The sequence below is a fragment of the Pseudomonas sp. MPFS genome, from assembly GCF_022537035.1.
In the GTDB taxonomy this organism is placed as follows: Bacteria; Pseudomonadota; Gammaproteobacteria; order Pseudomonadales; family Pseudomonadaceae; genus Aquipseudomonas; species Aquipseudomonas sessilinigenes.
Genome location: NZ_CP066123.1, coordinates 906,166 through 926,755, shown reverse-complemented (window position 1 = coordinate 926,755; position 20,590 = coordinate 906,166). Strand labels below are relative to the sequence as shown.

At 61.5% G+C, this 20,590-nt stretch carries 18 protein-coding genes and 1 other RNA gene; 11 read left to right on the top strand and 8 right to left on the bottom strand.

Annotated features, from left to right (window positions below):
- Nucleotides 1–7: 7 nt before the first annotated feature.
- From dnaJ to grpE, 3 genes are all read right to left on the bottom strand, one after another.
- Nucleotides 8–1,132 carry a molecular chaperone DnaJ gene (gene dnaJ / locus I9018_RS04110; RefSeq protein WP_068577773.1) on the bottom strand — a complete coding sequence of 375 codons (1,125 nt, stop codon included), beginning with the start codon at nt 1,130–1,132 and terminating at the stop codon, nt 8–10.
- 321 nt (nt 1,133–1,453) lie between these two features.
- Nucleotides 1,454–3,370, bottom strand: a complete 1,917-nt coding sequence (dnaK, locus tag I9018_RS04105; RefSeq protein ID WP_068577772.1) for a molecular chaperone DnaK — start codon at nt 3,368–3,370, stop codon at nt 1,454–1,456.
- 102 nt (nt 3,371–3,472) lie between these two features.
- Nucleotides 3,473–4,039 (bottom strand): nucleotide exchange factor GrpE, encoded by a 567-nt coding sequence (gene grpE / locus I9018_RS04100; RefSeq protein WP_068577771.1) that lies wholly within the window; start codon nt 4,037–4,039, stop codon nt 3,473–3,475.
- Nucleotides 4,040–4,289: 250 nt separating this feature from the next.
- On the opposite strand from grpE, the gene recN reads away from it, so the two are divergent.
- Nucleotides 4,290–5,963, top strand: coding sequence for a DNA repair protein RecN (recN, locus tag I9018_RS04095; protein WP_241108795.1), 1,674 nt, complete (start codon nt 4,290–4,292; stop codon nt 5,961–5,963).
- Between the two features lie 99 nt (nt 5,964–6,062).
- Here the strand turns inward: recN and fur are convergent, their stop codons facing one another.
- Nucleotides 6,063–6,467 (bottom strand): ferric iron uptake transcriptional regulator, encoded by a 405-nt coding sequence (gene fur, locus I9018_RS04090; protein WP_011059185.1) that lies wholly within the window; start codon nt 6,465–6,467, stop codon nt 6,063–6,065.
- A gap of 98 nt (nt 6,468–6,565) precedes the next feature.
- Here fur and I9018_RS04085 point away from each other — a divergent pair, with 98 nt between their 5' ends.
- Entirely contained in the window at nt 6,566–7,090 is a 525-nt protein-coding gene (locus I9018_RS04085; protein WP_068577765.1) for an outer membrane protein assembly factor BamE, read from the top strand.
- Nucleotides 7,091–7,151: 61 nt separating this feature from the next.
- On the opposite strand, the gene I9018_RS04080 is transcribed toward I9018_RS04085, so the two are convergent.
- From I9018_RS04080 to I9018_RS04070, 3 genes are read right to left on the bottom strand one after another with little or no spacing between them, the layout of a single operon-like run.
- On the bottom strand, nt 7,152–7,469 hold the full coding sequence (locus I9018_RS04080) for an RnfH family protein (protein WP_241108794.1): 318 nt from the start codon (nt 7,467–7,469) through the stop codon (nt 7,152–7,154).
- Nucleotides 7,462–7,896, bottom strand: a complete 435-nt coding sequence (locus I9018_RS04075) for a type II toxin-antitoxin system RatA family toxin (protein ID WP_241108793.1) — start codon at nt 7,894–7,896, stop codon at nt 7,462–7,464. The genes I9018_RS04080 and I9018_RS04075 overlap by 8 nt, the downstream gene beginning before the upstream one ends.
- Before the next feature lie 7 nt (nt 7,897–7,903).
- Nucleotides 7,904–9,307 (bottom strand): sodium-dependent transporter, encoded by a 1,404-nt coding sequence (locus I9018_RS04070; RefSeq protein WP_068577759.1) that lies wholly within the window; start codon nt 9,305–9,307, stop codon nt 7,904–7,906.
- A 117-nt stretch (nt 9,308–9,424) separates the two neighbouring features.
- Here I9018_RS04070 and smpB point away from each other — a divergent pair, with 117 nt between their 5' ends.
- On the top strand, nt 9,425–9,907 hold the full coding sequence (gene smpB, locus I9018_RS04065; RefSeq protein ID WP_022642145.1) for an SsrA-binding protein SmpB: 483 nt from the start codon (nt 9,425–9,427) through the stop codon (nt 9,905–9,907).
- A gap of 81 nt (nt 9,908–9,988) precedes the next feature.
- Here smpB and I9018_RS04060 read toward each other — a convergent pair whose 3' ends face one another.
- Nucleotides 9,989–10,756: a GntR family transcriptional regulator gene (locus I9018_RS04060; protein ID WP_068577757.1), complete on the bottom strand. Its 768-nt coding sequence runs from the start codon at nt 10,754–10,756 to the stop codon at nt 9,989–9,991.
- A 260-nt stretch (nt 10,757–11,016) separates the two neighbouring features.
- Between I9018_RS04060 and I9018_RS04055 the strand changes: the two genes are divergently transcribed.
- The 8 genes from I9018_RS04055 (at nt 11,017) to I9018_RS04020 (ending at nt 20,479) form a co-directional block, all read left to right on the top strand.
- Nucleotides 11,017–12,711 (top strand): lactate permease LctP family transporter, encoded by a 1,695-nt coding sequence (locus tag I9018_RS04055; RefSeq protein WP_241108792.1) that lies wholly within the window; start codon nt 11,017–11,019, stop codon nt 12,709–12,711.
- 135 nt (nt 12,712–12,846) lie between these two features.
- Nucleotides 12,847–13,671: a (Fe-S)-binding protein gene (locus tag I9018_RS04050; RefSeq protein ID WP_241108791.1), complete on the top strand. Its 825-nt coding sequence runs from the start codon at nt 12,847–12,849 to the stop codon at nt 13,669–13,671.
- A complete protein-coding gene (locus I9018_RS04045) occupies nt 13,668–15,122 on the top strand; it encodes a LutB/LldF family L-lactate oxidation iron-sulfur protein (protein WP_241108790.1) in 1,455 nt (484 codons plus the stop codon). The genes I9018_RS04050 and I9018_RS04045 overlap by 4 nt, the downstream gene beginning before the upstream one ends.
- Nucleotides 15,122–15,793 (top strand): lactate utilization protein, encoded by a 672-nt coding sequence (locus tag I9018_RS04040; RefSeq protein WP_068577748.1) that lies wholly within the window; start codon nt 15,122–15,124, stop codon nt 15,791–15,793. The genes I9018_RS04045 and I9018_RS04040 overlap by 1 nt, the downstream gene beginning before the upstream one ends.
- Complete coding sequence (locus tag I9018_RS04035; protein ID WP_241108789.1) at nt 15,790–18,600, top strand: FAD-binding and (Fe-S)-binding domain-containing protein; 2,811 nt, start codon at nt 15,790–15,792, stop codon at nt 18,598–18,600. Before I9018_RS04040 ends, I9018_RS04035 begins: the two co-directional genes overlap by 4 nt.
- Nucleotides 18,601–18,734: 134 nt before the next feature.
- The gene (locus I9018_RS04030) at nt 18,735–19,022 is read left to right on the top strand and encodes a hypothetical protein (protein WP_068577741.1); all 288 of its coding nucleotides are present in this window, start codon (nt 18,735–18,737) and stop codon (nt 19,020–19,022) included.
- An 87-nt stretch (nt 19,023–19,109) separates the two neighbouring features.
- Nucleotides 19,110–19,503: a transfer-messenger RNA gene (gene ssrA / locus I9018_RS04025) on the top strand.
- A gap of 406 nt (nt 19,504–19,909) precedes the next feature.
- On the top strand, nt 19,910–20,479 hold the full coding sequence (locus I9018_RS04020; protein ID WP_241108788.1) for a hypothetical protein: 570 nt from the start codon (nt 19,910–19,912) through the stop codon (nt 20,477–20,479).
- The last annotated feature ends 111 nt before the right edge of the window (nt 20,480–20,590 follow it).

Genomic DNA, 20,590 nt, shown 5'->3' with positions numbered 1-20,590 from the left:
TTACTCCTTACAGGTCGCCGAAGAAGCGCTTGACGCCCTCGAACCAACCTGCGGTCTTGGGCGAATGCGAATTGTCGCCTTCCAGCGACCCACGCAGCTCTTCCAGCAGCTCGCGCTGGCGACGACTCAGGTTAACCGGAGTCTCTACCGCCACACGGCACATCAGGTCGCCCGCACCACCGCCACGCACCGGCGCAACGCCCTTGCCACGCACCCGAAACTGCTTGCCGGTCTGGGTGCCCTCGGGGATCTTCAACTTGACCCGGCCATCCAGGGTCGGGATTTCCAGCTCGCCACCCAGCGCCGCATCGGCAAAGCTGATCGGCACTTCACAGAACAGATGCTTGCCATCACGCTGGAAGATCGCGTGCTCACGCACATTGATCACCACGTACAGGTCACCAGTCGGGCCACCCTGGGTCCCGGCCTCACCCTCACCCGACAGGCGGATGCGGTCGCCGGTATCGACACCAGCCGGCACTTTCACCGACAAGGTCTTGTACTCTTCGACACGGCCTTCGCCGTGGCACGAATCGCAAGGATCGGAAATGATCTTGCCCTGGCCATGGCAACGTGGGCAGGTCTGCTGCACCGAGAAGAAGCCCTGCTGCATGCGCACCTGGCCGATACCACCACAGGTAGGGCACGTGACTGGAGACGAGCCCTTCTTGGCCCCCGAGCCATCACATGGCTTGCAGTTGACCAGCGTCGGCACACGGATATTGACCGTAGTACCGCGCACCGCCTCTTCCAGGTTCAACTCCAGGGTGTAGCGCAGGTCGCTGCCGCGCTGGGCGCCGCCACGGGAGCCGCCACGACCACCACCGAAGAAGTCGCTGAACACATCACCGAAGATATCGGAGAAATTCTGCCCACCGAAACCGGCACCGCCGCCACCCATGCTCGGATCCACGCCAGCATGACCATACTGGTCGTAGGCAGCGCGTTTGCTGGAATCGGACAGTACTTCGTAGGCCTCGTTGGCCTCTTTGAACAGATCTTCCGACGCTTTGTCGCCGGGATTACGGTCTGGGTGGTGCTTCATCGCCAGGCGACGGTAAGCCTTCTTCAGCTCCGCCTCGCTGGAGCCTCGCTCCACACCCAACACTTCGTAATAGTCACGCTTTGCCATAAGTCTTTGCACTCTTAAGGACGTCCGGCAAACCCCTCCTGAGCTCCGCCAAACTCGCTGAGCCCCAATACAGGCCCGGACCCAACTCACGTCAATTCAACGATCCTGGTCTTGGAAGCCGACCCGATTGCAGGTCGACGATTGCGGTCATCGCAGCCGGAAAGCAGGAGCTTCTCCAAGCCGACCGCCAGCACGCAAACGGAGCTGCATGCCGTTGAAAATTCACTGACTCCAGACACGCCAACGCGGGAGCAAGCTCCCGCGCGGCGACATCCTACCAGTCACCGCCCAAAGGCAGTCAACCGGCCGACCAACAAGACATTACTTGTGATCTTTTACTTCTTCGAACTCGGCATCGACCACGTCGTCGGCTTTTTGAGCGGACTCCGCGTTCGGTGCCGCGCCTTCTGCAGGCTGGGCCTGTTCGGCGTACATCTTCTGGGCAACCGGAGCGGAGACCTTGGACAGCTCTTCGACCTTGGCTTCGATGGCAGCCTTATCGTCGCCCTTGACAGCGGCTTCCAGGGCAACCACAGCAGCTTCGATAGCAGTCTTCTCTTCAGCGGTCACCTTGTCACCGGCATCAGCCACCATCTTGCGAGTCGAGTGCACCAGCGCATCACCCTGGTTACGGGCAGTGGCCAGCTCTTCGAACTTGCGGTCTTCTTCCGAGTTGGCTTCAGCGTCACGGATCATCTGCTGGATTTCTTCATCCGACAGGCCAGAGTTGGCCTTGATCACGATCGACTGGGTCTTGCCGGTCGCCTTGTCCTTCGCACCTACGTGCAGGATGCCGTTGGCGTCGATGTCGAAGGTCACTTCGATCTGCGGCACGCCACGTGGAGCAGGTGGAATGTCGGCCAGGTCGAACTTGCCCAGCGACTTGTTCTGCGCGGCTTGCTTGCGCTCGCCCTGCAGTACGTGGATGGTCACCGCGCCCTGGTTGTCATCGGCAGTCGAGAACACCTGCGACTTCTTGGTCGGGATGGTGGTGTTTTTCTCGATCAGCGCAGTCATCACGCCACCCATGGTTTCGATACCCAGGGTCAGCGGGCTAACGTCCAGCAGCAGTACGTCCTTCACGTCACCGGCCAGTACAGCGCCCTGGATGGCAGCACCCATGGCAACGGCTTCGTCAGGGTTGACGTCCTTGCGAGCTTCCTTGCCGAAGAAATCGGTCACGGCTTTCTGCACCAGCGGCATACGGGTCTGACCGCCGACCAGGATCACGTCGTTGATCGAACCCACGTCGATACCGGCGTCTTTCAGGGCGATACGGCATGGCTCGATGGTGCGCTGAACCAGGTCTTCGACCAGCGACTCCAGCTTGGCGCGGGAGATCTTCACGTTCAGGTGCTTAGGACCGGTGGCGTCTGCAGTGATGTACGGCAGGTTGACGTCGGTCTGCTGGCTCGAGGACAGCTCGATCTTGGCCTTCTCGGCAGCTTCCTTCAGGCGCTGCATGGCCAGCGGGTCACCCTTGAGGTTCATGCCGCTTTCTTTCTTGAACTCGTCTACCAGGTAGTCGATCAGGCGGATGTCGAAGTCTTCACCGCCCAGGAAGGTGTCACCGTTGGTGGCCAGTACTTCGAACTGGTGCTCGCCGTCGACTTCAGCGATCTCGATCACGGAAACGTCGAAAGTACCACCGCCCAGGTCATAGACGATCACGGTGTGGTCGCCCTTGGCCTTGTCCATGCCGTAGGCCAGAGCGGCTGCGGTTGGTTCGTTGATGATACGTTTAACGTCCAGGCCCGCGATGCGGCCGGCGTCTTTGGTCGCCTGGCGCTGGCTGTCGTTGAAGTAGGCCGGAACGGTGATGACCGCTTCGGTCACGGCCTCGCCGAGGTAGTCTTCGGCGGTCTTCTTCATTTTCTTGAGGATTTCAGCCGAAATCTGTGGCGGGGCCATTTTCTGGCCGTTCACTTCAACCCAGGCGTCGCTGTTGTCAGCCTTGACGATCTTGTAAGGGACCATCTGGATGTCTTTCTGCACAACTTCTTCGTCGAAGCGACGACCGATCAGACGCTTTACCGCGTACAGGGTGTTGTGCGGGTTGGTCACAGCCTGGCGCTTGGCCGACTGACCTACCAGGATCTCGCCATCGTTGGCGTACGCGATGATCGACGGCGTGGTACGCGCGCCTTCGGCGTTTTCGATAACTTTTACGTTGCCGTTTTCAAGAATGGAGACGCACGAGTTGGTGGTCCCCAAGTCGATACCGATAATCTTGCCCATGTTAACTCTCCCGAAACTTTGGATTTGGATGCCGCAGCTGTCTTGGCAAACTGCGGTAGCACTTAAACGCTTGACTGATAAATGGGGGCTCTACAGCCGATTTCAAGCCTTCTCGTCAATCGAAGGCGAAACCGGTGCCGGGGCCTTGCTGACCACGACCATGGCCGGGCGCAGCAGGCGACCATTGAGCTGGTAACCCTTCTGGAACACCTTCAGAACACTGTTGGGCTCGACGTCCGCGCTTTCCTGCATGGCCATGGCCTGATGCTGCTCGGCATTGAAAGGCTCGCCGTGCGGGTCGATCGCTTCCAACTGATAGCGCTTGAGGGTGTCGTGGAACATCTTCAGGGTCAGTTCGATACCTTCACGCATCGGACGGATGCTCTCGTCATCCGGGTTGGACAACTCCAGCCCCCGCTCCAGGCTGTCGATGACCGGCAACAGGTCGCCCGCAAACTTCTCCAGGGCGAACTTGTGAGCCTTTTCCACATCCTGCTCGGCGCGGCGGCGGACGTTCTGCAGATCAGCCGCAACACGCAAAGCCTGGTCCTGCGCAGTAGCCAGTTGCTCTTCGAGCACTTGTACACGTGCCGCCAGATCTTCACCCGACGCCTCGGGGGCCTGGTTGGTGTCAGGGTTTTGCGTATCCAGGGTCTGTTCGTCAGCCATGAAACTCTCCTTTCAATATCGTCTGCGGGCCAAGCCCACTCTTCTGCCCAGCTATATGGGGACGTATTTTCAGGGTTCAAGCCCAAGCCCCGGGTAAAAGTCGCCCGCCCCTGACGAACAGCCCACGCTCACATTCCCGAACACACTAACCAGCCCCATCCATCAAGCGAATCGAGCTAAAGGAAGGCATTGTCAGCCCGAAACAAAACACTGTATAAATAACCAGACATCTAGTTTGGGAGCGGCCTTAATGCTGATGCACCTGTCCGTACACAATTACGCCATCGTCGAACACCTGGACCTCGAGCTGGACCGCGGGATGAGCGTCATCACAGGCGAGACCGGTGCCGGCAAGTCGATCATGCTCGACGCACTCGGCCTGACCCTGGGTGATCGCGCCGACAGCGGCGTGGTACGACCCGGGGCAGACAAGGCCGATATCCTTGCCACCTTCGACCTTGCGGACATCCCCGAGGCCCGCACCTGGCTGGCGGAGCGAGACCTGGACAGCGACGGCCCCTGCATCCTGCGCCGGGTGATCACTGCCGAAGGCCGCTCCCGTGGCTATATCAATGGCACCCCCTGCCCGCTTGGCGATCTCAAGGCACTGGGTGAGCTCCTCATCGACATCCATAGCCAGCATGAGCATCAATCCCTGCTCAAGACCGATACCCACCGCCGCCTCCTGGACGAATACGCCGGCGCCACCGACCTGGCCCGCCAGGTGCAGCTCGCCGCACAGCGCTGGCGCCAGACCCGCCAGGAACTGGAACGGCTATCCAACTCCGGGGACGAACAGCGAGCTCGCCACCAACTGCTCAGCTATCAACTGGAAGAACTGGAAAACCTTGGCCTCGGCGAGAGCGAACTTGAGGACCTGGAGCAGGAACACAAGAACCTGACCAATGCCGAAAGCCTGCTGGGCATCTGCCGACAAGTGGTAGAACAATGCAGCGAGAGCGATTCCGGCAATGTCCTCAACGCCCTGACCGTCAGCCTCAACCGCCTTTCCAGTATCGGCAGCTCTTCAGGCTCCCTCGCGGAGGCCACCAACCTGCTGGCAAGCGCACAGATCCAGGTTGAAGAGGCCGTGGGCGAACTGAACCGTTTCGTCGACAACTTCGATGCCGACCCAGCACGCCTGCAACAGCTGGAGGAGCGCCTCGACGCCATCTACACCCTTGCCCGCAAGCACCGCATCCAGCCTTTCGAATTAGCCGCGATGCAGCAAACCCTGCTCGAGGAAATAGAGACCCTGGATGCCAACGACGAATCCATCGAGCGCCTGGGCGAAGAGCTGCAGTCCTTCGCTCGCCACTACCACGAAAAGGCCCTGGAACTAAGTCAACTGCGCCAACAGGCCGCAACCGGGCTAGCCAGTGCGGTGGAGCTGGAAATCCAGCGCCTGGGCATGCCCGGGGGGCGCTTCACCATTGAACTGCGCCCCAACACCAGCGACGAACTGTTACCCCATGGCCTGGAGCAGGTCGAGCTACTGGTCAGCGCCAACCCCGGACAACCACTCAAGGCCTTGGCCAAGGTAGCCTCGGGTGGCGAGCTGTCACGCATCAGCCTGGCGATCCAGGTCATTACCGCCCAGACATCGCGGGTTCCAACCCTGGTGTTCGACGAAGTTGACGTAGGGATCGGTGGCCCGACCGCCGAGATCGTCGGCCAGCTCTTGCGCCGCCTTGGCGAGCGCGGCCAAGTACTGACCGTTACCCATTTGCCACAAGTGGCAGCCCAAGGACACCAGCACCTGTTCGTACACAAGGTACGTGGCAGCGATGCGACCCACACCGCTGTATCCAAGCTGCACAAGAACGAGAGGGTCGAGGAAATTGCCCGGATGCTGGGAGGCATCGACCTGACCAAGGAATCCCTGGCTCACGCCAGGAAAATGGTGGTAACCACCAAAGCCTGATACCTGGACCTCTGCTATATATAGAAAGCTCCAGAAAACACGAAGGCGACCCTAGGGTCGCCTTCGATCGTTTCACGACCATGAAGGTCGCGTAAGGGCTTACTTCTTCTTGCGCACGTACAGCACAAGATTGTGATCCACCAATTCAAAACCGTGCTTTTCGACAATCGCCTTCTGAAGCTTTTCGATTTCCTCGTCGAAGAACTCGATCACTTCACCAGACTCCACGTTGACCATATGGTCGTGGTGGCCGCCGTCAGCCAGCTCGAATACAGCATGACCGCCATCGAAGTTATGGCGCACCACCAGTCCGGCGGCTTCGAATTGAGTCAGTACACGGTAGACCGTGGCCAACCCGACATCTTCACCAGCCTCCATCAGCGCCTTGTAGACATCTTCAGCGCTCATGTGCCGCTGCTCGGTGGAGTCGAGCATTTGTAGAATTTTGACCCGTGGCAGAGTCACTTTAAGGCCGGCTTTACGTAGTTCGCTATTTTCAACCATGGTCAGCTTTCTCGCCGATGCTGCTTCGCAGCTTCTCTTAATGCGGGTATGATCGGGGTTTACGTTGTCCCAGCCAAGATAGTGGAAGTCGCCCACCGATGCAAAACACCAAGCTCTTGCTAACCAGTTTCACCTTCGTGGGACTGCTCGCACTCGCCGGTTGTTCATTCCCCGGGGTTTACAAAATCGACATCCAGCAGGGCAATGTCGTGACGCAGGACATGATAGACCAGTTGCGCCCTGGAATGACCCGACGGCAAGTACGGTTTATCATGGGCAACCCTCTGCTGACCGACACGTTCCATGCCGATCGCTGGGATTATCTCTATAGCCTGCAACCTGGCGGCGGCGAGCGCCAACAGGAACGCGTCAGCCTGATCTTCAACAACAACGATCAGCTGGTCAGCCTCGCTGGCGATTTCATGCCGGGCGTAAGCCGCGACGAAGCCCTGCTGGGCAAGGAAAGCGGCAACACCGTTACCACCCCCGAAAACGCCGAGAAGCCCAAGGCCGAGAAACCGGTCAAGCCAGGCTCCCTGCTGGATCAGATCCAGAAGGACGTGGACGGTGTCGAGACCGTTCCCGTACCTACACCCGAGCCGCTGGACACCTCGCCGCAGTAAAACTGCAGCCCACAAAAAAGCCCGGATCTACCCGGGCTTTTTTATTGCTTGGCGAAACCGGTCACGACTCTTCGCGCTTACGCGCCTCGGCAGCCTTGGCCGCCCGCATCCGGCGCACTTCCTTGGGGTCCGCCAGCAGCGGACGATAGACCTCGATCCGATCCCCCGCCTGGAGCACGTGCCGTTCAGGGTCGTTGACCTGCCGACCGAAGATCCCGACCGGGCAAGCCATCAGGTCCAAACCGGGAAAATGCTCGCCCAGGGCAGAAGCCAATAATGCCCCACGCAAGGTCGTACCCTCAGGCACCTGCACCTCGACCAGCAACTGGCGATCGAGCGCGGCATGCACCACTTCGATCCGCATCATCGCCTCAGCCATGCAATTGCTTGGCGCGCTGGCAGAATGCATCCACCAGGGTATTCGCCGCCTGATTGAACAGCGGCCCCAGGGTAGCGCGCACCAGCGGCCCAGCGTAGTCGAACGACAGGTCCAGGCTGATCTTGCAGGCCTTCTCGCCCAGCGGCTTGAATACCCACACACCGTGCAACTGATTGAACGGCCCCTCCTCCAGATTCATCTCGATGGACTGCCCCGGCACCAAAGCATTACGCGTGACGAAATGCTGGCTCAGCCCTCCCTTGGCCACCTCCAGGCTGGCGCGCATGTGCTCGGCGCTGCTCTCGAGCACCGTGGACGAAGAGCACCAAGGGAGAAACTCCGGATACCGGGCCACATCGTTGACCAGGTCATAAAGAAACTGCGCCGGATAAGGCAAAAGGGCCGAACGTTGAATATGGGTCGTCATGTGAGCTTCATTTCCACAACTGGGCGGCAAACACCACAAGAATGCCGACGGGCGCCACATAGCGCATCAAAAACAAGGCCAGGGCGAACAACAAGGGACTGCGCAGCGACAACTCATCACGCACTGCCTCACGGCCCATCACCCAACCTGCAAATACCACGAAGCACAAACCGCCTAGGGGCAACATGATCCGCGAGGTGAAGAAGTCGATCACGCCGAAGAAGTCCAGGCCGCCGGCCGCCCCCCATTGGTAGAGGTGGAAAGCGCCGCCATCGTTCACGAAAAACTTGGCCTGCTGCCAGATGTTGAAGGAAAACACCGTTCCCAACCCCACGAACCAGCAACTGAACGCCAACCAGAACGTCACCCAGGCGCGGCGGATTTTAGTCTTCTCCACAAGATAAGCCACCATGGGCTCCAGCAGGGAAATGGCTGAACTCCATGCAGCAATGGCCACCAGGATAAAGAACACTACGCCCATGAGCTGGCCGAACGCCACATTTCCAAAGGCGAATGGCAGGCTGATGAACATCAGCCCCGGCCCTTCACTGGGATTCAGTCCCGCGGCGAAGACGATGGGGAACAGCGCCATCCCGGCCAACAACGAGACAAAGGTGTCCAGCAGCGCCACGCCCACCACCGTTCCGGCCAGGGACGAATGCTTGGGCATGTAGGCGCCGTAGATCATGATCGAGCCAACCCCCACACTGAGGGAAAAGAAGGCATGGCCCATCGCAGGCAACAGGCCATCCAGCAGCCGCTCCAGGCTGAAGTCGAACATGAAGTGCAAACCCTGCATGAAGTGCCCGGTGGTCATGCTGTAGCCCAGCAGCACCAGCAGCATCACGAACAGCAGCGGCATCATGATCCGCAGGCTACGCTCGAGCCCGGCGACCACGCCCTTGGCAATCACCAGCGCCGACAGCAGCATGAACAACGTGTGCCAGAGCGTCAGGCGCCAAGGGTCGGCGGTCACCGAAGCGAAATAGGCCCCTACCTGCTCCGCCGTGACGCCGCTGAAATCCCCACGCCCCATGTCGATGATGTAGTCCAGCGACCAACCACCCACCACGCTATAGAAGGAAAGGATCAACAAGGCCGTGATCATTCCGGCAAAAGCGCCCCAGGACCACTTGGCCGAATGCCCGGCCTCTTGGGCCAGGACTTTCAGCGCATTCGCCGGACTCTGCCGAGCCCGTCGCCCGATCAATGTCTCGGCCAGCATCACCGGCAAGCCGATCAGCGCGATACACGCCAGGAACACCAGGACAAAAGCACCGCCACCATAGACGCCGACCATATAGGGGAATTTCCAGATGCTCCCCAGGCCCACGGCCGAACCAGTTGCAGCGAGTATAAAGACCCAGCGGCTTGCCCAACCGCCATGGACAGAGACCCTGTCTGTCGACATCGTTAACACGCCCAACCGAAAAAAAAGAGCGCGCATTGTCCGGGATTCGATCAACCTGCTCAAGCACGCTGCATCACCGTAGCGGGCGGCCGCGCAACTCCCTATAATGCCGCCCCTATGGCTAAACAGAAGAAACACCCAACAGGGACCATCGCGCAGAATAAAAAGGCGCGTCACGATTACTTCATCGAACACAGGTTCGAGGCTGGACTGGTCCTGGCCGGCTGGGAAGTAAAGAGTCTGCGGGCGGGCAAGGCGCAACTGGTGGACAGTTACGTGCTGCTCAAGGATGGCGAGGCCTGGCTGTTCGGCAGCCATTTCACCCCGCTGACCACCGCCAGCACCCACGTCATCGCCGACCCGACGCGCACGCGCAAGCTGCTGCTCAACCAGCGCGAGCTGGAAAAGCTGTTCGCCGCAGTGCAGCAGAAGGGTTATGCCTGCGTCTGCCTTTCGCTCTACTGGAGCAAGCATCTGGTCAAGTGCGAGATCGCACTGGGCAAGGGCAAGAAGGAATATGACAAGCGGCACACCGAGCGCGAGCGCGATTCCGACCGGGAATTGCAGCGCGCCGTGCGGACCAAGGGCAAGGAAGACTGACCGTCCTGCCCTGAAGCCGTCATCGCCGGTACTGCGGTTTCTGCGCCATCGCTGCAGAAACCGCAGTACCGGCGATTTGCATCAGATGCCCTTGCGCCGTTCGGCCCGGGCCACTCGCTGTACTTCCTGGCGCACTTCCTCGAGCACCTCCTGCACATAGAGAATGTGCCGGCTGGAGACCTCACGCGCCTCCTCCGCACGCCCCTCGATAATCGCCAGGTACAGGTCACGGTGCTGGCTGATCAGCATCTCGCGGGTTTCCGTGCGCTGCTTGTACATGCCACCGATATTGGTCACCACGTTGCGCTTGAGCAGATCGAACAGCCCGCGAATGGTGTGCAACAGCACCGCGTTATGGCTGGCCTCGGCAATCGCCAGGTGGAACCGCGCATCCGCCGCCCCCTCCTCGCTGCGGCTGTCGTCATTGGCATGGGCATAGCAATCCTGCAGTTCTTCGAAGGCCTGGGTCAGGCGCTCGCGATCCACCGGGGTCGCCCGCAACGCCGCGTAATAGGCGCAGGACGCTTCGAGGGTGTGGCGGAACTCCAATAGATCGCGCTGGGCCTCGGGATTGTTTTCCAGAAGATGCAGCAGCGGGTCGCTGAAGGTCGAGCCCAGGCCTTCCACCACATAATTGCCGCCGCCCTGGCGGCTGATCAGCAACCCCTTGGCGGTCAGCTTCTGGATCGCTTCACGCAGCGATGGCCGTGAAACCCCGAACTGCTCGGCCAGGGCACGCTCGGCCGGCAAGCGCTCGCCCGCCTTCAAGGTGCCCTCGAGAATCATCGCTTCCAGGCGCTCGACAATATCGTCGGACAAACGGCGCTGGCGTATCTGGTCAAACCCCATCACTCACTCCCCACCCTCCGACCCATCGTCGGGGGGCTCTATTCTGGCCTATTCAGGCCCTGCCCACACCTAGCAGAACACTGCCATTTCCAGCGAACAGATGAGTCGCCCTAACGGCCTGCTACAAAAGTTTTAGGGCGGCAAATTGACACACCGAGCATCGGGCTTTTACCCTAGCCAACAGCGATTGTAAATTGGTCTTACCAATTAACCAAGACGCTAGCAGTGCCTGACCAACAACAATTAGGGGCCACCCCACTATGCAAACCTGGCAACAGCTCTATAGCCCGCTTGGCAGCCTCGGCCTGTCCGCTCTCGCCGCCGTCATCCCGATCGTGTTCTTCTTCCTGGCTCTGGCCGTGTTCCGCCTCAAGGGACATGTCGCCGGGAGCATCACCCTGGCCTTGTCGATCCTGGTGGCGATCTTCGCCTTCCAGATGCCCGCCGACATGGCCTTCGCTGCCGCTGGCTATGGATTTGCCTACGGTCTATGGCCCATCGCCTGGATCATCGTCGCCGCCGTATTCCTCTACAAGCTGACTGTGAAGAGCGGCCAGTTCGAAATCATCCGCAGCTCGGTGCTGTCGATCACCGACGACCAGCGCCTGCAGGTACTGCTGATCGGCTTCTGCTTCGGCGCCTTCCTCGAAGGCGCGGCAGGCTTCGGCGCCCCCGTGGCGATCACCGCCGCCCTGCTGGTGGGCCTGGGCTTCAACCCGCTGTACGCCGCGGGCCTGTGCCTGATCGCCAACACCGCGCCAGTGGCCTTCGGCGCCCTGGGCATCCCGATCATCGTCGCCGGCCAGGTGACTGGTATCGACGCCTTCAAGATCGGCGCCATGACCGGCCGCCAACTGCCCCTGCTGTCGCTGTTCGTGCCGTTCTGGCTGGTGTTCATGATGGACGGCCTGCGCGGCGTCAGGGAGACCTGGCCAGCGGCACTGGTGGCCGGCCTGAGCTTCGCCGTGACCCAATACTTCACCTCGAACTTCATCGGCCCGGAGCTGCCGGACATCACCTCAGCCCTGGCCAGCCTGATCGCCCTGACGCTGTTCCTGAAGATCTGGCAGCCCAAGCGCAGCGCCGGTGCACGCATTCCCGGAGTCAGCGCCGACATCGCCATCACCGCCAGCGCTGGCGGCTTCGGCCAGCCACGCAGCACCCTGGCCTCGCCCTACAGCCTGGGCCAGATTTTCAAGGCCTGGTCGCCCTTCCTGATCCTCACCGTACTGGTCACCCTCTGGACCCTCAAGCCGTTCAAGGCGATGTTCGCCGCCGGCGGCGCGATGTACGCCTGGGTGTTCAACTTCGCCATCCCGCACCTGGATCAACTGGTGATCAAGGTGGCGCCGATCGTCACCACGCCCACAGCCATTCCTGCGGTGTTCAAGTTCGACCCGATCTCGGCCACTGGCACCGCGATCTTCTTCTCGGCACTGCTGTCCATGCTGGTACTGAAGATCGACTTTAAAACTGGTCTGACCACTTTAAAGGAAACCTTCTACGAGCTGCGCTGGCCGATCCTGTCCATCGGCATGGTGCTGGCCTTCGCCTTCGTCACCAACTATTCGGGCATGTCTTCGACCATGGCCCTGGTCCTGGCGGCCACCGGCGCGGCCTTCCCGTTCTTCTCGCCGTTCCTGGGCTGGCTGGGGGTATTCCTCACCGGTTCCGATACTTCGTCCAACGCCCTGTTCAGTTCGCTGCAGGCCACCACCGCGCATCAACTGGGGGTCAACGACACCCTGCTGGTGGCGGCCAACACCAGCGGTGGCGTGACCGGCAAGATGATCTCGCCGCAGTCGATCGCCGTGGCCTGCGCCGCCACCGGCCTGGTGGGCAAAGAGTCCGATCTGTTCCGCTTCACCCTCAAGCACAGCCTGTTCTTTGCCACTATCGTCGGTCTGATCACCCTGGCCCAGGCCTACTGGTTCACCGGCATGCTGGTGCACTAGGCAATACTGATGGCGCCGCAAGGAGTCGCGGCGCCAGTCATTCACACCCGGTCTGCAAGGCTGCTGAAAGCTTGCTGGTTTATCTTTCAGCCGCCGCGACAGACGAATAACCGGGACCACCCGGAGACACGCCTGATGAGCGAGCTTTTCTACAACGCCGTGCCCAATGCGACCCGTGTCGCGCCACCCTTGGCCGAGCCCCGGCAGTACCCTGGCGCCAAGCCGGCGCAGGTCTACCTGTTCGGCACTTGCGTGGTCGATCTGTTCTATCCCGAAGCCGGGATGGATGCGATCCACCTGCTGGAGCGCGAAGGCATTCGCGTGGAATACCCACAGGGGCAAAGCTGCTGCGGACAACCGGCCTACACCAGCGGTTACACCGAGCAGGCGCGCACCGTGGCCCGCGCGCAACTGGCGCTGTTCGCCGGGGACTATCCGGTGGTGGTGCCCTCGGGCTCCTGCGCCGGGATGATTCGCGAGCACTACGCGGACCTGTTCAAGGACGAGCCCGAGACCCTGGCACAGGTGCAGGCCCTGGCCGCACGCACCTATGAGCTGGCCGAGTTCCTCCTGCATGTGTGCAAGGTGCAACTCAAGGACAGCGGTAAGCCGATCAAGGTGGCCTTGCACACTTCCTGCTCGGCGCGCCGGGAAATGAACACCCACCTGCACGGGCGTGAGCTGCTGTCACAACTGAGCAACGTGGAACGGGTAGAACACAGCCACGAAAGCGAATGCTGTGGCTTTGGCGGGACTTTCAGCGTCCGAATGCCGGATATCTCCGGCGCCATGGTCGCAGACAAGACCCGCGCACTGAAGGACTCCGGCGCGCACCAGGTGGTCAGTGCCGACTGCGGCTGCTTGATGAACATCAACGGCGCCCTGGAGAAACAAAGAGAGGCATTGCGCGGCCAGCACCTGGCGAGCTTCCTCTGGCAGCGTACCGGAGGTGCCCAATGAGCACCCCCGAGCTGATTCCGACCACGACGGTGGCGGACGATTTTCGCACCCGGGCCCACCAGGCCCTGGGCGACCAGCAACTGCGCAACAACTTTCGCAGCGCCATGGATTCACTCATGGCCAAGCGTGCGGCCTCGTTCAGCGATGCCTTTGAGCGCGAACACCTGCGCGCCCTGGGCAATGCGATTCGCGCCCGGGCGTTGTCCAAGCTGCCCGACCTGCTCGAGCGCCTGGAACAGAACCTGACCCGCAACGGTGTGACAGTGCACTGGGCGGAAACGGTGGACGAGGCCAATGGCATCGTTCTTTCGATCATCCGTGCTCACGAGGCACGGCAAGTGATCAAGGGCAAATCGATGGTCAGCGAGGAAATGGAAATGAACCATGTCCTCGCTGAACAAGGCATTGAATGCCTTGAGTCGGACATGGGCGAGTTCATCGTCCAGCTCGACCACGAGAAGCCTTCACACATCATCATGCCGGCGATCCACAAGAATGCCGGTCAGGTCGCGTCCTTGTTCCACGACAAACTTGGCGTGGAGTACACCAAGGACGTCGACCAACTCATCCAGATCGGTCGCAGGGTCCTGCGGCAGAAATTCTTCGAAGCCGACATCGGCGTCTCCGGCGTCAACTTCGCCGTGGCCGAGACCGGCACCCTGCTGCTGGTGGAAAACGAAGGCAACGGCCGCATGTCCACCACCGTGCCGCCGGTGCACATCGCTGTCACCGGGATCGAGAAAGTGGTCGAGAACCTGCGCGACGTAGTGCCGTTGTTGTCGCTGCTGACCCGCTCGGCCCTGGGCCAGCCGATCACCACCTACGTCAACATGATCTCCGGCCCGCGCAAAGAGCATGAGCTCGACGGCCCCCGGGAAGTGCACCTGGTGCTGCTGGACAACGGCCGCAGCCAGGCGTTTGCCGACAGCGAACTGCGCCAGCCCCTGAACTGCATCCGCTGCGGCGCCTGCATGAACCACTGCCCGGTGTACACGAGGGTCGGCGGCCACACCTATGGCGAGGTCTACCCGGGGCCGATCGGCAAGATCATCACCCCGCACATGGTGGGCCTGGCCAAGGTCCCGGATCACCCCAGCGCTTCGTCGCTGTGCGGTGCCTGCGGCGAAGTCTGCCCGGTGAAGATCCCAATCCCGGCGTTGCTGCGGCGCCTGCGCGAAGAGAACGTCAAGGCCCCGGACAGCCCGCACCCGGTGATGCGTGGCCAGGGCAGCAAGTTCTCGCGCAAGGAGCGTTTCATCTGGAACGCCTGGGCGCGGCTGAACAGCTCGCCCACCCTGTATCGCCTGTTCACCCTGGCGGCCACCCGGTTGCGGGCGCTGGCCCCGAGCAACGTCGGCCCCTGGACCCAGAACCACAGTGCGCCAAAACCCGCCGCCCGGTCGCTGCACGACCTGGCCCGCGAGCACCTGGCCAAGCAGGAAGATCGCTGATGAGCGCCAAGCACAACATCCTCGCCAAGCTGCGTAACAGCCTGAGCGGCACCACGCCCATTGTGGATAACTTCGACGAGGCGCTGGTCACCGAGCCCTATACCTACACCGCCGAGCAACGCATCCCGCAGTTGCGCAAACAGATGGAAGCGGTGCACACCGAGATCCACCTGAGCCGCGCGGCCGAGTGGCCCGAATTGCTCGCCCGCCTGCTCAAGGAGCGCCAACTGCCCAGCCTGCTGATCGCCCCGGGTACCGCCCATGGCCAGCAGGTGCAGCAGCACTGGGCGGCGCATCCCGAGCTGCCCGAACTCAAGGCCTACGATCGGCCGGTGGAAGAATGGAAGGCCGAGCTGTTCAACGACACCCCGGCCAGCCTCACCGGCACCCTGGGCGCCATCGCCGCCACCGGCAGCCTGATCCTCTGGCCGACCCGCGAGGAACCGCGACTGATGAGCCTGGTACCACCGGTGCATTTCGCCCTGCTCAAGGCCAGCGAGATCCGCGACAACTTCTACCAGGTGCAGCAACAGATGAACTGGGCTTGCGGCATGCCGACCAATGCGCTGCTGGTTTCCGGCCCGTCGAAAACCGCTGATATCGAGCAAGTCCTGGCTTACGGCGCCCACGGCCCGAAAGACCTGGTGGTGCTGATCCTGGAGGACCAATGAGCCTGCCGGCCGCTTTTCTGCGTGATGCCCAGCGCCTGATTCCCCAGGAACGGCGCTTCGACGACCCGCTCTCGACCCTGGCCTTCGGCACCGACGCCAGCTTCTACCGGCTGATCCCCAAGCTGGTGATCCGCGTCGAATCCGAGGACGAAGTGGTCGCCCTGCTGCAACTGGCCCAGCGCGACCAGATACCAGTGACCTTCCGCGCCGCCGGCACCAGTCTTTCCGGGCAGGCCATCAGCGATTCAGTGCTGATTGTCCTCGGGGATAACTGGAACGCCCGGGAGATCCGCGACCAGGGCGCGCAGATCCGCCTGCAACCCGGGGTCATCGGCGCCCAGGCCAACGCCTGGCTGGCACCGTTCGGGCGCAAGATTGGCCCCGACCCGGCCTCGATCAACGCCTGCAAGATCGGCGGCATCGTCGCCAACAACGCCAGCGGCATGTGCTGCGGCACCGCCCAGAACAGCTACCACACCCTGGCCGGCATCCGCGTGGTCCTGGCCGATGGCACGCGCCTGGACACCGAGGACGCCGCCAGCGTCGCCGCCTTTCGCCACAGCCACGCTGCGCTGCTGCAACGCCTGGCGGAACTGGGCCGCGCCACCCGCGCCAACAGCGAGTTGGCCAGCCGCATCCGCCACAAGTACCGGCTGAAGAACACCACCGGCCTGTCGCTCAATGCCCTGGTGGACTTCGACGAGCCGCTGGAGATCCTCAGCCACCTGCTGGTGGGCTCCGAGGGCACCCTGGGCTTCATCAGCGCGGTGACCTACGACACCGTGGTCGACCATCCGCACAAGGCCTCGGCCCTGATCGTCTTCCCCGATGTGGAGACCTGCTGCAACGCGGTGACCGTACTCAAGAGCCAGCCGGTGTCGGCGGTGGAGCTGCTGGACCGCCGCAGCCTGCGCTCGGTGCAGGACAAGCCCGGCATGCCGGCCTTCGTCCAGCAGCTCTCGGCCAACGCCTGCGCCCTGCTGATCGAGTCCCGCGCCGCGTCCTCGTCGCTGCTGCATGAGCAACTGGCGCAGATCATGGATTCCCTGGCCGCCTTCGCGGTGGAAAAACAGGTGGATTTCAGCGAGGACCCGCAGGAAAACGCCAAGCTCTGGGCGATCCGCAAGGACACCTTCCCGGCCGTCGGCGCAGTGCGCAAGACCGGCACCACGGTGATCATCGAGGACGTAACCTTCCCCGTCGAACAGCTGGCCATCGGCGTCAATCGCCTGATCGAGCTGTTCGACAAGCACCGCTACGACGAGGCGATCCTGTTCGGCCATGCCCTGGAGGGCAACCTGCATTTCGTCTTCACCCAGGGCTTTAACAGCACTGAGGAAGTGCAGCGCTACCAGGCCTTCATGGACGACGTGGCGCAACTGGTGGCCGTGGAGTTCGGTGGTTCGCTCAAGGCCGAGCACGGCACCGGGCGCAACATGGCGCCCTTCGTCGAGCTGGAGTGGGGCAGCGATGCCTACCAGCTGATGTGGCAGCTCAAGCGCCTGCTGGACCCCAACGGTATTCTCAACCCCGATGTGGTGCTCAGCGAAGATCCGCAGATCCACCTCAAGCACCTCAAGCCGCTACCGGCGGCCGACGAGATTGTGGACAAGTGCATCGAGTGCGGCTTCTGCGAGCCGGTGTGCCCGTCCAAAGGGCTGACCCTGAGCCCACGCCAGCGCATCGTTATCTGGCGTGATATCCAGGCCCGCAAGCGTGCCGGCATCGATACCAGGGAGCTGGAGGCGGCCTACCAGTACCAGGGCGTCGACACCTGCGCCGCCACCGGCCTGTGCGCCCAGCGTTGCCCGGTGGGCATCAACACCGGCGAGCTGGTGAAGAAACTGCGCAGCGAGCACGCCACTCATAACGGCACCGCCGACTGGCTCAGCACCCACTTCGCCAGCACCTTGCAAGGCGCTCGCTTTACGTTGCATGTGGCCAATGGCGCACGCCTGCTGCTGGGGGCACCGCGCCTGGGCAAGCTGTCGGCGGGCCTGACCCGGCTGTCCAAAGGGCGGGTGCCACAATGGACCAACGCCATGCCTCAGCCGGAGAAAGCCATTCGCTTCAGCCCGGCCGTGCCGGACTCACGCCCAAAGGTGGTGTACCTGGCGGCCTGCGTGTCGCGGGTGATGGGGCCGGCGGCGGGCGACAAGGAGCAAGGTTCGCTGTACGAGAAGACCCGCGGCCTGCTGGAGAAAGCCGGCTACCAAGTGGTGCTGCCGGACAACCTGGACAACCTCTGCTGTGGCCAGCCGTTCGCCTCCAAGGGGTATGCGACCCAGGCCGAGGACAAGCGCCAGGAACTGATCGGCGCCCTGCTCCACGCCAGCCGTGGCGGCCTCGACCCCATCTACTGCGATACCAGTCCCTGCACCCTGCGCCTGGTGCAGGACCTAGGCGACGTGCGCCTGGACCTCTATGACCCGGTGCGCTTCATCCGCACCCACCTGCTGGATCGCCTGGAGTTCACGCCCCAGGAAGCGCCAATCGCCGTGCACGTCACCTGCAGCACCCAGCACCTGGGGGAAAGCCAGGCGCTGATCGAACTGGCCCGGCGTTGCAGCAACAACGTGGTGATCCCCGAAGGCATCCACTGCTGCGGTTTCGCCGGCGACAAGGGCTTCACCACCCCGGAGCTCAATGCCCACTCGCTGCGCAACCTCAAGGACGCGGTGCAGTACTGCAGCGAAGGCATCTCCACCAGCCGCACCTGTGAAATCGGCCTCAGCCAGCATGGCGGGATCGACTACCACGGGCTGGTGTACCTGGTGGACCGGATCACCCGCGCCAAGTCTGCTTGAGGCCAAGGGTGCCCGACAACGGGCGCCCGCGTCGGCCTTTTCGTACAAAAACAGAACCCCGGCCCACGGGCGCAGTCCATTCTCCAGGCCCACGATAAAAGTGGGCCTCCCCCCTGTGATCCAAGGAGACGACCATGAAGCGCTCTGCACTGGCTGGACTGTTCATCACTGCTGCAATGTTGGCCTCACCGGCGTTCGCCGCCGGGCAAGAAGACCTGTGCCAGATCAACCTGCAAAAGATTCGCGACGCCAAGGTCAGCACCGAAGCCATGAGCTCGGACCTTAGCAGCGACATCGACTCCAAGGTCCAGCAAGCCACCGCCGAACAGGCCAAGGGCACCGAGCAGGGCACCAAGAACTGCATCTCCCTGACCACCCAGGCGATCCAGATGTTGCAGAACAACACCAAGGGCGATCAGTAGACCACCACCAAGGCCAACCTTCGGGTTGGCCTTCTGGCGACGATTAGCGTAGAATCCGCCAACCTGTCGTCGATGCATGACAGGCTCGGGGCCGTTTTGGATTCGACGCCGGTTGCGAAACTTTAGGTGCATGCCGAGTTGGTAACAGAACTCGTAAATCCACTGTTGCAACTTCCTATAGTTGCCAATGACGAAACCTACGGGGATTACGCTCTCGCTGCGTAAGCGGCGCTAGCCCTTCCCCCCTGGTACCTTCGGGTCCAGCAATCATCAGGGGATGTCTGTAAACCCAAAATGATTGTCATATAGAACAGAATCGCCGTGCAGTACGTTGTGGACGAAGCGGCTAAAACTTACACAACTCGCCCAAAGCACCCTGCCCGTCGGGTCGCTGAGGGTTAACTCAATAGACACGGCTAAGCATGTAGGACCGACAGCGGAGTACTGGCGGACGGGGGTTCAAATCCCCCCGGCTCCACCAAACAAGCGATACAAAAAGGCACTTGGCGAATCTCGCAAGTGCCTTTTTTGTGCCTGGAATTACCCCAGCAGCCCCCCAGTACCACTCAACGGCTTGCCCATCGCCCCTCTACGCCGCTACCGAACCTAAAAAAAGCTCAAGCTACCCCCGACAACGAACCACCCTCCGACGACCTAGGCCACAGATGCTGGAGTAAGGGTGACGATTAGCGGACGGGAACCGCATCGACCCAGGTCGTCACCTGGAACCTGGGCAAGCGTATTGACAACCGAGGCGCAGAAGCACTTTAATCCGTCCCGACCGCGCTGATCCCGAAAGGACAGCGCCGTAATTGACCATTACCAAGATTGCGCTGATCCCGAAAAGACAGCGTCGTAATTGACCATTACTAAACAGGTGCCCTCCTATGCGCTTAAGCTCCCGCGTCGACCTTCCGCAGTACTCTGAATTCTTCCGCACCGAATATGACGAGCAACACAATGTTGGTGCGCTCGAAGCACATTACTCGATTATCTCCGCCCCCCTGCTTGCAAAGCCCGATAGCCCAATAGAACTGCAGCGCCTGGCTGTGATTTGGGACCAAGATCACGATGAACGTGTTATTGCCTTGCTGGAAGCCGCCTATTTCCAAGGGCTGCTCGCGCCCAGCATTTTTTGCATTGCTGAGCACAAGGGGCATGTTGCGGTCATTACCAACGGTGATTTGGGCGAATCAGAAAGACAACGCCAGAGCCGTTTTTGGCAGCGCATCAGTGATGCGGTGATCGTTGAGGACAAATTTGTCGTCACCGTCATGCTTGAGGAAGAGTACATCCTCGAGTTGAGCCCGCGTTTGCGCTCAACCTTCAAGACCTACTTTGAGCACATTGATAATGCCTGGACTCTGGGCCCCAATGCCTACCAGCCCCGGCCAGCAGCGAACCGGCGAGAAAACATCCTGTCCAGTGGTCCGCGCCTTAAAAAACGCTCCTGGTAACCAGCCTGGGAAATAACGTTCCGCAACCCTTCCAGGCTGCTTCCAGCAAACAAAAAAGACGTCCTTGGACGTCTTTTTTTATGCCCGGAATCCGGCAAATCAGGGGTGACC